Origin of the sequence: Phenylobacterium sp. (assembly GCF_036502675.1) — a bacterium.
In the GTDB taxonomy this organism is placed as follows: domain Bacteria; phylum Pseudomonadota; class Alphaproteobacteria; order Caulobacterales; family Caulobacteraceae; genus Phenylobacterium.
In genome coordinates, this window is sequence record NZ_DASXYF010000134.1 from 1 (window position 1) to 10,404 (window position 10,404).

Genomic DNA, 10,404 nt, shown 5'->3' on the forward strand with positions numbered 1-10,404 from the left:
TGACCTCGGCGTCGTCGTCGGCGGCGTCGAAGTAGACCTTGCGCGGCAGGGCGAGGATCTCGGAGTCGCGCAGGGCCAGGACGTTGGCCGAGTGCGGGGCGCCGGCCACCAGGGACATCTCGCCGGCCGGCTCGCCCGGGCGGATCACGCCGAGGAACTGGGTCTCGTGGCCCTCCGCACGGCGGAACGCCCCCAGCCGGCCGGTGCGCAACAGGTAGAACTGGTCGGCGTCCTCCCCCGCCCGATAGAGCGCCGCGCCGCCCGGCAGGGAGAACCAGACCGCGCGCCCATCCGTCACCTCGCGGTCGAAGAGCCGCTTGAGAGCCGAATCAGGCAACGAGTCGGTGAGAGCCGCCACGAGGGCGAGACTAGGACCCGCTCAACCGCGCGGCAATTCGAGCTAGGCTGGCGCTCGACCATGGCGAGTCGTTCCTCCACCGCGATCGATGCGCCTGCGGCTTCCCGGCGCCGCTAGGGGCGGTGTATCGGTGACGCATGGCCCGGCTGAAGACCGCGATCGATCCCAAGAGCGACGCCTTCGTGCGCAACGGCGAGACCAATCGCGCGCTGGCTCGGATACTGCGCGAGCGGGTGGCGGCGGCCGCGCTGGGTGGGCCGGAGCCCTCGCGCAAGCGTCACACGGATCGCGGCAAGCTGCTGCCGCGGCAGCGGGTCGAGCAACTGCTCGACATCGGCTCGCCGTTCCTCGAGGTGGGCCAACTGGCCGCCTACGATCTCTACGATGACGAGGCGCCGGGCGCGGGGCTGATCACCGGCGTCGGGCGGGTGCAGGGCCGGGAGGCGCTGATCATCGCCAACGACGCCACGGTGAAGGGCGGGGCCTACTTCCCGATCACGGTGAAGAAGCACCTGCGGGCGCAGGAGATCGCGCTGCAGAACCGGCTGCCGTGCATCTACCTGGTCGACTCGGGCGGCGCGAACCTGCCGCACCAGGCCGAGGTGTTCCCCGACCGCGAGCACTTCGGCCGCATCTTCTTCAACCAGGCGCGGATGAGCGCCGAGGGGATCGCCCAGATCGCCTGCGTCATGGGCTCGTGCACGGCCGGCGGCGCCTACGTCCCTGCCATGTCCGACGAGACGGTGATCGTCCGCAACCAGGGGACCATCTTCCTAGGCGGCCCGCCGCTGGTGAAGGCCGCGACCGGTGAGATCATCAGCGCCGAGGAGCTAGGCGGCGCCGACACCCACGGCCGCCGTTCCGGCGTCGTGGACCACGTGGCCGAGAACGACGAGCACGCGCTGACCATCGTCCGCCGCATCGTCGCCAACCTGAACACCACCAAGACCGTCGACCTCCACCTGGAGAAGCCCGAAGAACCGGCCTTCAACCCGGAAGAGCTGTACGGCGTGGTCCCCGCCGACGTGCGCGCGCCCTACGACGTGCGCGAGGTGATCGCCCGCGTCGTCGACGGCTCCAAGTTCGACGAGTTCAAGGCCCTCTACGGCACGACGCTGGTCTGCGGCTTCGCCCGCATCTGGGGCTATCCGGTGGCGATCCTCGCCAACAACGGCGTGCTGTTCTCCGAGAGCGCTCTGAAGGGCTCCCATTTCATCGAGCTGGCCTGCAAGCGGAAGATCCCGCTGGTCTTCCTGCAGAACATCTCCGGCTTCATGGTGGGCGGCAAGTACGAGGCCGGCGGCATCGCCAAGGACGGGGCCAAGCTGGTCACCGCCGTGGCCTGCGCCGAGGTCCCCAAGTTCACCGTCCTGATCGGCGGCTCGTTCGGGGCCGGCAACTACGGCATGTGCGGGCGGGCCTATTCCCCGCGCTTCCTGTGGACCTGGCCCAACAGCCGCATCGGCGTGATGGGCGGCGAGCAGGCCGCCAGCGTGCTGGCCACCGTCCACCGCGACGCTGCAAATTGGACGCCGCAGGTGGAGGAAGCCTTTAAGGCCCCGGTCCGCCAGAAATACGAGGACGAGGGCAACCCCTATTTCGCCACCGCCCGCCTATGGGACGACGGGATCATCGACCCGGCCCAGACCCGAGACGTCCTCGGCCTCTCCATCTCCGCGTCGCTGAACGCACCGGTCCCGGAGACACGCTTCGGCGTGTTCAGGATGTAGCCCATGTTCAAATCCGTCCTGGTCGCCAACCGTGGCGAGATCGCCCGCCGGGTTTTCGCCACCGCCCGCCGTCTCGGCATCGAGACCGTCGCCGTCTTCTCCGACGCCGACGCCGACGCGGCGCACGTACGAGATGCTGACCGTGCTGTGATGATCGGCCCCGCGGCGGCGCGTGAGAGCTATCTTGTGGGCGAGCGGATCATCACCGCGGCCAAAGCCGCCGACGCCGAGGCGATCCATCCGGGCTACGGCTTTCTGTCCGAGAACGCCGAATTCGCGGAAGCTGTCACGGCGGCCGGCCTGATTTGGATCGGCCCGCCCCCGTCGGCGATCCGCGCCATGGGCCTGAAGGACGCCGCCAAGAGCCTGCTGGCCAAGGCCGGTGTGCCGGTGACCCCGGGCTACCTCGGCGAGGACCAGTCCGCTGGCCGCCTGTGTCGGGAAGCCGACGCCATCGGTTATCCGGTGCTGATCAAGGCCGTGGCGGGCGGCGGCGGCAAGGGCATGCGGCTGGTTGAAGATCCCGGCGCCTTCGCCGAGGCGCTAGCCGCCTGCAGGCGCGAAGCCGCCGCCGCGTTCGGCGACGACCGGGTGCTGTTGGAGACCTATGTCACCCGGCCTCGCCATATCGAGGTGCAGGTGTTCGGTGACAGCCACGGCAATGTCGTCCACCTCTACGAGCGCGATTGTTCCCTGCAGCGCCGCCACCAGAAGGTGATCGAGGAGGCGCCCGCGCCAGGCATGTCCGAGGAGGTCCGCGCCGCCGTCACCCAGGCCGCTGTCAAGGCGGCTCAGACGGTGGGCTATGTCGGTGCGGGCACGGTGGAGTTCATCGCCGACGCCTCGGCGGGCCTGCGCGGCGACCGCATCTGGTTCATGGAGATGAACACGCGCCTGCAGGTGGAACATCCGGTGACCGAGATGGTCACCGGCCTCGACCTCGTAGAGTGGCAGTTCCGCGTCGCCGCCGGCGAGCCGCTGCCGCTCTCACAAGATGAGATCACGCTGAACGGCCATGCCGTGGAGGCTCGCCTCTATGCCGAGAACCCCGCCTCGGGTTTCCTGCCGTCGATCGGCCGCCTGGGGACTTTCCATTTGCCCGAAGGCGTGCGTGTAGACGCCGGGGTGGAGCAGGGCGACACGGTCAGCCCGTTCTACGATCCCATGATCGCCAAGCTAATCGCACACGCGCCGACCCGCGACGAGGCGATCGCCGAACTGGCTGAGGCTTGTTCCCAGGTCGTGGTCTATCCGGTCAAATCCAACGCCGGGTTCCTGGTGCGCTGCCTGGGGACGCCGAACTTCATCGCCGGGGCGCTGGACACCGGCCTGATCGCCCGTGGGCTTGACGCGTTGGTCGCGCCGCCGCCGCCCTCGCGGGAGGCGCTTGCGTCCGCGGGCTGGGTGTTCCGCGACGCCGTCGTGCAACGCCGCGGAGTGGACCACGTCACGCCCTGGGTCGACCTGAAGGGCTTCCGGTTGAGCGCCCCCGCCGTCGAGACCACGCGTCTGTTCTACGCAGATCAGGCGATCGAGGCAGAGATGCCGTTGGAGCCCTCACGCTTCATCCACGTCGTGAGCGAGGAGGAGGTGGCGGTCTTCGAAGACGGCGAGGTCTTCGTGTTCCGCGACCACCCGCCGGTGGCCGACGGCGTGGGCGGCGCAGCCAGCGACGGGTCCATCCGCGCGCCCATGCCCGGCAAGGTCACCCAGCTCTCGGTCAAGGCTGGCGACAATGTGAAGAAAGGCCAGCCGCTACTGACCCTCGAGGCCATGAAGATGGAGCACGCGCTGGCCGCGCCCTTCGACGGCGTCGTCGAGACACTCTCGGCCGAACTGGGGGCGCAGGTTAGCGAGGGGAGCGTCCTGGCGACCCTGGTGAGGACTACGTGATGGGTGGGGATAGCATAGTTTTACGGGTTGGCTCGCTACCACACATGAAGTCGATCGGGTTCTGTTTGACGCCGCGCAGGCTTCGTTGGCGGCCCACACGGGGGAGCGCCGCGAGCGATCGACCCGGGTGGGCGCGTCCGTCCCGCGGGGGTCGATCATTGAACGCGGATGGCCTTCCGATATGTCCGGCCTTCGCGCTGATTGGTGGCTATCGGGATATCGTCCAATCCGAACTAGGCGCAGTCGCTCGCCCAGGGGCCATCCACAGATGACAACACCCGGCCCGGGGCTGGCGATGGAATAGGCTCGCAGTAACGGCTTCCCAAGCCCGGCGGGGACATCACGAAGCGCCAATAGCGCCAAATGGGGAGGGGCGCGCTGCGCTTCAGTCAGCTAGACTCGGGCGGCATAGTCCCAAGAGGAGGATCTCGATGGTCCGGATGCCTGCGATCTCGCTGGTGGCCTCACCCGGCCAGAGGCGGACGGCGATCGACGTCGCCGTCGAGGCCGAACAGAGGGGCTTCGCGGGCGTCTATAGCCCGAGCATGGGAGACCCGGTGGCCCTTTGCCAGGCGATCGCGCAGGCCACGAAGAGCATTCCCGTCGGCGTCGCCGTCGAGCCCATCTATTTCCGCAGTCCGCAATCGATGGCCCGGACGGCGGCCTCTGTCCACGAGTTCGCCGACGGCCGGTTCCGACTAGGCATCGGCGTCAGCCACGACCCCTTGAACACCCGATACCACCTGCAAACCGGGAAGCCGCTCGCGGACATGCGGAGCTACGTGGCGGCTATGCGGGCGCTGGAGCCGGAGACGGGCCCGCTTCCGCCAATTGTGCTCGCGACCTTGCGCAACAGGATGGTCGATCTGGCTGCGGAGGTCGGCGACGGGGCCATCTGGGCCAGCGCCAGCCGCAGCTTCACGGCCCAGCAACTCCGCCGCATTCCAGAAGCCAAGCTGAAAGCCGGGTTCTTCGTCGCCGCCGCCCTGCCGACAGTGATCGACACCGACCTCGCCGCCGCGGCCGCCGTCAGTCGCAGGACCCTGGCCTTCATAGCTCAGTTTCCAAACTACCGGCGCTACTGGCGGGAGGCGGGCTACGTCGAAGAGGTGGACGTGATCGACAAGGCTATCGCCCAGGGCGAGATCGACCGCTTGCCGTCACTTCTCGGCGATCGGCTGGTGTCAGATTGCAGCCTCTACGGCTCGTCCGCCACCGTGCGCGAGGGCGTCGAAGCCTGGTTTGAGGCAGGCATCGTTCCCATCCTCACTATGTCCTCGACCCGAGGCGGACAGCAGGAAGGCGTCGGGGAGCTCTTCCGCGCCTACGCCTGAATGAAAACTGCGAAGAAGACCCCTGTCGGAGAAGTAGCGAGCCGTCCGGTGGGCGACCCGCTTCGTCTCTCAAGGGAATCCCACCGGAGTCAGGCACAGCGCCGCTTGGTATTGCGGCAACGCGGACTGCACGACATTCAGCCGCTCGGGCGCCCGGTTGAGGTTCTGGGTTTTGGCGGCGGCGACGAAATATCGAAGAGTGCGGATGTCCACGGGCTTTCCCCCCAGAGGAGATGTCAGCCACCCAGGGTTTCCCGAGCCTTCTCCACAGCTGCGGCGCCGCCCTTCAGCAGGGCCGTCGAGCCGAGATTAGAGGCTGTCAGGCGCGGGATCTGGTGGCGCGTCTCGAACTTCCAGCCCTTCGGCGTGCGCACGAAGGTGTCGTCGTTGCGGCCGACCGACGCTGGGCCCGTCATTGCTGCGGGCAGGGGGCTCGCCGGGGATACGTAGGCAGTCCAGTAGCAGGAACCGCGGGCGTGGTTCTCGTCGATCACGTCGATCAGGACGTTGCTCGTCACGTGCTGGAACACGCTGGTATTGTCCTTCGCGTCGAAGTAGGCGGCGATCGCCGCCTTTCCCCGAAGCGTCCCCACGACGCAGTGTTCCATGACGGCGTCGTCGACGAACATCGCCAGCGCCTTCTCGTGCTCGTACTCGTCCACGTAGATGTGAAAGGCGACGACCAGCCGGTGACAATCCTGCTCGACCGCGCGGCGTTCCTCGTCCGTCATGGCGTTCCTCCGTGTCGCGGTCCGGGCATGCACAAGCCGCCCATCATCCCCAGCGCCGCAGTTTAGCGGCCGCCTGGCCCGCCGCCCCGCCCCCCATATGGGGAGCGGGGCGGGCTTTTTCTGCGCCGCGGGCCGCCCACGGAGGAGCCTTCAGACGGCGCGCCGCCGCCGCCGAACTCCGGCGACGCAGGGTCATGGCTGCGGCGGTGACGAGGAGGGTGACGTCGGAGCCTGCGCCCGCCTCGCTCATGGCGAGCGCGTCCACGTGCTCGCCGCGGATCAGGCAATGTGGATAGCGCCGTTTCTGCTCCCGGGTCCCCCAGCGGCGGAGCTGGTTGACGCAAGGGTTGGAGTGGGCCCCGTACGAAGCCCTATCGACGCCGAAGCGCGGGAGACCTCACGCTTCGGGGACCAAAAAAGGGGGTCGGAAGATCAGGCCATTGGCCGCTCGCGCGGTGGCCTGAGCACCAAGATCCACCTGGCCGTCCTTGGCCTGGGATGTCCGGTCCGCTTCCACCTCACCGCCGGCCAGCGCGGTGACGCGCCGCAAGCCCTCGCCCTGATCGAGGACCTGCCGGCCGAGGTGGTCATGGCCGACACCGCCTATGACAGCGACCAGATCCGCCAGGCCGTCGCCGATGAGGGCGCGCTCGCCGTGATCCCCGACAATCCCTCGCGCGCCCAGAAGCACCCCCTCGACGCACACCTCTATGCTCAGCGCCACCCCGTCGAGTGCTGCTTCTCAAGGCTCAAGACGTTCCGCCGCGTCGCCACCCGGTTCGAGAAAACCGCCCGCAACTACCTCGCCGTCGTCACGCTCGCCGCCATCGTCCTGTGGCTCAAGTAAGTATCCACAGATCCTAGCGGGCAAAATCTGCTCAGGCCGCGGACGCGCATCACACCATGGCTCCGGCATTTAGCAGCGCGCGCGGTCGTTCCTGCCCCAAATGGTGGCGCGCGAGGTCTTTCGCCAAGCGGATGGAATACGGCGCGCGCCGTCTTCTCCTCCGTTCCGAGCCGCATTCGACTGGAGCCGACGCCTGGCATCGCCCCCGCTGCCGGCTCGGATAATTTGCTAGACAAAACGACATTTAATACAACAGTCTGCCTTCTAAATGGCGGAGGGAGTAATGCCGATCGATCCCCAACTGCAACCGCTCGCGCCTATGGATGACCTTATCAATCTTATCTATGAGGGGCCGTTCGAACCGCTGCCATGGAAGCGGTTTCTGGGGGCTCTCAGGACTCGCGCCAAGAGCAGCTTCGCCGCCATTATCGTTCGCGGAAGTCGCCCCGGCAGCAATCCGCTCGTCGTGCTGGATGGCGCGGGGGGGCTCAGCATCCGAATGCAGCCGGCGGCCTTCGACCATGCCAGGCTGTCGCCCTCCGATTCTCTCGCGCGGGTGCTTGAGAAGCCAGGAGACATCTTCACGCTCGATGAGGTGATACCCTGGGACCACGATAAGACGACGGACTTCTACAACAGCATCGTTCAGCCTTATGGCATTCGCCACCAGCTGTGTATGTCCGTTGCTGATCCATGTGGCTGGAAATGCATTGTGGGCGTGATGAATGCCGAGGGGATGCCCTCGTTCGGGGCGCGGGAAAAGGAATTCCTCCTGTCCTGCCTCCCGCATCTCCGCGCGGCTCTGGAGATATACGCGCGGATGCAGCGCGAGCATGGCATGAAAATGGCGCTCTCCGAGACGCTCGACCAACTGGATATCGGCACGTTCATCCTGGACGGCGCCGGCAAGGTGATCACATCGAACCGGTTCGGCGAGAGCCTGGTTCGTGCCGGCAAATGCATCTCGGTCGTAGACTCGAAGATACGTTTTGCGCGCAAGTCAGAGAATGACCGGCTGGGCGCCCTCATCCGCAAGGCCCGTGAATCCGGTCAATCCAAGCATGAAGAAGGCTGGATAGAAGCGCTGAGCGTCGATTGCGTGGACCACGCTCTCGGCGTCCTTGTGAGGACGCTTCCGATCACGGCCCGATGCGGGAGCAATCTGGATCCACGGATCGCCCTCTATGTCAGCGATTCGAACCAGCAGCGGCTGATACCGGAGCACCTGATTTCGAGCCTGTTCGGACTGACTGCGACTGAGGCAAAGCTTGCAAATCTTCTCTCGAATGGATTGTCGCTGGCCGAGGTCGCCAAACTGCTGAACGTCCGGGTCAACACCGCTCGGACCTATAGCAAGAGAATATTCTTGAAGGTGGGCGTGAACCGGCAAAGTCAGTTGGTCCGCCTTATATTGAACAGTTCCATGGCGCTGACTTAGCCTTGGCGTCTTCCAGTCCAAACGAGTTTAAGCTCGCGGTGTTCAACCTCGCCGACAGCCGCGCCAGATCTGTTTCGATGGCACGTACAACGTCTTCCAGGTGGGAGGTCAGATCCAGGGCGATCGAGGCCAAGTTCTAGCTAGCGTTCTTCCAGGATCATCCGTGCCGCCTTCTCGGCGATCATCATGGTCGGCGAGTTGGTGTTCCCGGAGACGATGTGCGGCATGACCGAGGCGTCGGCGATGCGCAGGCGCTCGATCCCAAAGACCTTGAGCCGGGCGTCGACCACCGCGGTCGCATCACCCGGTGCGCCCATCTTGGCGGTGCCGACGGGATGGAAGATGGTCGAAGAGTGGACGCGGGCGGCGTCCAGCATCGCTTCGTCGCCCTGGACACCCTCGCCCGGCTTCACTTCCGTCGGCGAATAGCGCTGCAGGGCCGGCTGGGCCATAATTTTGCGCGCCAGCCTGAGGCTGTCCACCGCCACGCGTTCGTCCTTCGAAGTGGACAGATAGTTGGGCCTAATCGCCGGGGCGTCGGCGACGTCTCCACTGCGGGCATGGACGGCGCCGCGGCTGGTCGGTCGAAGGTTGCAGACGCTCACCGTCATGGCGGGAAAATCGTGCAGCGGCTCGCCGAAACGCTCCAGCGACAACGGCTGGACGTGGAATTCCACATTGGGCGTGGCGTGTTCAGGCGAGGAATAGGCGAACGCTCCCAGATGCGAGGGGGCCATCGACATTGGCCCACGGCGCAGGAGCGCATATTCGAGGGCCATCAACGGCCGGCGCCAGACGGCGGCGTATCGCTCGTTCAGGGTTGGCGCCCCCGTAACTCGGTAGTAGGGCCTGATTTGCAGGTGGTCCTGCAGGTTCTCGCCGACGCCCGGCAGGTGGCGCTTCACCTCCAGACCGAGCGCGGCCAGACGTTCGCCGTCGCCGATCCCTGACACCTCCAACAACTGCGGGGTGGCCACCGCGCCGGCGGCAAGTACGATGTCCCCGTCAGCTGCGGCCTCAAACACCGCACCGTCCTTGCGCCATCGAACGGCCACGGCCCGTCCATCCTCGACGACCACCCGCTCGACCTGAGCCCCCGTGACAAGCTTCAGATTGGGACGGTGCAGGACGGGCCGCAGGAAGCCGCGCGCGGCGCTCCACCGGCGGCCGTTCTTCTGGTTCACCTGGAAATAGCTGCAGCCGAAGTTGTCGCCGCCGTTAAAGTCCTCGACCGTCGGGATGCCCGCCTGCGCGGCGGCCTGCATGAAGGCGTCGAGGATGGTCCATCGCATGCGGCAGGGCTCGACCCGCCACTCGCCCCCCTGGCTATGCAGCGGACCCGGTGGGGCGATGTGGTCCTCCTGGGCCAAAAACAGCGGCAGGACGTCGTCCCAGCCCCAACCCGGCAGGCCCAGCTGGCGCCAGCCGTCATAATCGGCGGCTTGTCCGCGCATGTAGATCATGCCGTTTATGGCCGAACAGCCGCCGATCACCTTGCCGCGTGGATAGCCAATCCGCCGTCCGCCCAGGCCTGGCGACGGCTCGGTCTCGAACATCCAGTCCGCGCGGGGGTCGCCGATGGCGAACAGATAGCCGACGGGGATATGCAGCCAGATCCAGTCGTCCATACCGCCGGCTTCCAGAACAAGGACGCGGCGGCGAGGATCGGCGGACAGGCGGTTGGCCAGCACGCAGCCGGCCGAGCCCGCGCCCACGATGATGTAATCGGCATCCGCCATCGCACCCCTCCAACGTCTTATCGTTGAGGGCAGGTTCCTGCGATCAGGCACCCAAGGCAAGATTTCCGCTGCGGAACGTCAGACGTTCGCGAGTTCGACCTGAACGACGTCGGTGCGGTCGACGGCAAACGTTGCAGCGCAGATGCCCAGATAGAACTGCCAGTTGCGGAAGAACTTCTGGTCATGGCCCAGCGCCATGATCTCGTCCTTCTTCGCCTGCATCGTCTTGGACCAGCGGCGCAGCGTCTCGGCATAGTCCTGGCCGAACCCAAAGCTGTCCACGACCTTTAGCCCCGCCCGTTCCGCTTCTTCGCCGAAGCGCTGAAGCGACGGC

9 protein-coding genes and 1 pseudogene are annotated in these 10,404 nt (G+C 66.5%); 5 read left to right on the forward strand and 5 right to left on the reverse strand.

Going from position 1 to position 10,404, the window contains the following annotated elements; translation table 11 throughout:
- Window positions 1-337, reverse strand: a 337-nt coding sequence (locus tag VGL30_RS17320; RefSeq protein ID WP_414695042.1) for a cyclic nucleotide-binding domain-containing protein, incomplete at its 3' end; no start/stop codon positions are given.
- Window positions 338-495: 158 nt separating this feature from the next.
- Between VGL30_RS17320 and VGL30_RS17325 the strand changes: the two genes are divergently transcribed.
- The 3 genes from VGL30_RS17325 (at window position 496) to VGL30_RS17335 (ending at window position 5,315) form a co-directional block, all read left to right on the forward strand.
- Window positions 496-2,088 carry a carboxyl transferase domain-containing protein gene (locus VGL30_RS17325; protein WP_331541272.1) on the forward strand — a complete coding sequence of 531 codons (1,593 nt, stop codon included), beginning with the start codon at window positions 496-498 and terminating at the stop codon, window positions 2,086-2,088.
- Window positions 2,089-2,091: 3 nt separating this feature from the next.
- Window positions 2,092-3,981, forward strand: coding sequence for an acetyl/propionyl/methylcrotonyl-CoA carboxylase subunit alpha (locus VGL30_RS17330; RefSeq protein ID WP_331541273.1), 1,890 nt, complete (start codon window positions 2,092-2,094; stop codon window positions 3,979-3,981).
- A 431-nt stretch (window positions 3,982-4,412) separates the two neighbouring features.
- The gene (locus VGL30_RS17335; protein ID WP_331541274.1) at window positions 4,413-5,315 is read left to right on the forward strand and encodes an LLM class flavin-dependent oxidoreductase; all 903 of its coding nucleotides are present in this window, start codon (window positions 4,413-4,415) and stop codon (window positions 5,313-5,315) included.
- Window positions 5,316-5,384: 69 nt separating this feature from the next.
- On the opposite strand, the gene VGL30_RS17340 is transcribed toward VGL30_RS17335, so the two are convergent.
- Window positions 5,385-5,528 carry a LysR family transcriptional regulator gene (locus tag VGL30_RS17340; RefSeq protein ID WP_331541275.1) on the reverse strand — a complete coding sequence of 48 codons (144 nt, stop codon included), beginning with the start codon at window positions 5,526-5,528 and terminating at the stop codon, window positions 5,385-5,387.
- A gap of 23 nt (window positions 5,529-5,551) precedes the next feature.
- A complete protein-coding gene (locus VGL30_RS17345; protein WP_331541276.1) occupies window positions 5,552-6,046 on the reverse strand; it encodes a nuclear transport factor 2 family protein in 495 nt (164 codons plus the stop codon).
- Between the two features lie 332 nt (window positions 6,047-6,378).
- Between VGL30_RS17345 and VGL30_RS17355 the strand changes: the two are divergent.
- Both VGL30_RS17355 and VGL30_RS17360 read left to right on the forward strand, forming a co-directional pair.
- Window positions 6,379-6,893 (forward strand): annotated as a pseudogene (locus VGL30_RS17355) (IS5 family transposase); the annotation flags it as partial.
- Between the two features lie 283 nt (window positions 6,894-7,176).
- Window positions 7,177-8,331: a helix-turn-helix transcriptional regulator gene (locus tag VGL30_RS17360; protein WP_331541277.1), complete on the forward strand. Its 1,155-nt coding sequence runs from the start codon at window positions 7,177-7,179 to the stop codon at window positions 8,329-8,331.
- A 140-nt stretch (window positions 8,332-8,471) separates the two neighbouring features.
- Here VGL30_RS17360 and VGL30_RS17365 read toward each other — a convergent pair whose 3' ends face one another.
- Complete coding sequence (locus tag VGL30_RS17365; protein ID WP_331541278.1) at window positions 8,472-10,070, reverse strand: GMC family oxidoreductase; 1,599 nt, start codon at window positions 10,068-10,070, stop codon at window positions 8,472-8,474.
- Window positions 10,071-10,148: 78 nt separating this feature from the next.
- The coding region (locus tag VGL30_RS17370; RefSeq protein WP_331541279.1) for a class I SAM-dependent methyltransferase at window positions 10,149-10,404 on the reverse strand (256 nt) is incomplete at its 5' end.

Bases quoted from the DNA above. Each gene is read 5' to 3' on its own strand.
- VGL30_RS17325 (WP_331541272.1), top strand. From the start codon at position 496: ATGGCCCGGCTGAAGACCGCGATCGATCCCAAGAGCGACGCCTTCGTG.
- VGL30_RS17330 (WP_331541273.1), top strand. From the start codon at position 2,092: ATGTTCAAATCCGTCCTGGTCGCCAACCGTGGCGAGATCGCCCGCCGG.
- VGL30_RS17335 (WP_331541274.1), top strand. From the start codon at position 4,413: ATGGTCCGGATGCCTGCGATCTCGCTGGTGGCCTCACCCGGCCAGAGG.
- VGL30_RS17345 (WP_331541276.1), bottom strand. From the start codon at position 6,046: ATGACGGACGAGGAACGCCGCGCGGTCGAGCAGGATTGTCACCGGCTG.
- VGL30_RS17360 (WP_331541277.1), top strand. From the start codon at position 7,177: ATGCCGATCGATCCCCAACTGCAACCGCTCGCGCCTATGGATGACCTT.
- VGL30_RS17365 (WP_331541278.1), bottom strand. From the start codon at position 10,070: ATGGCGGATGCCGATTACATCATCGTGGGCGCGGGCTCGGCCGGCTGC.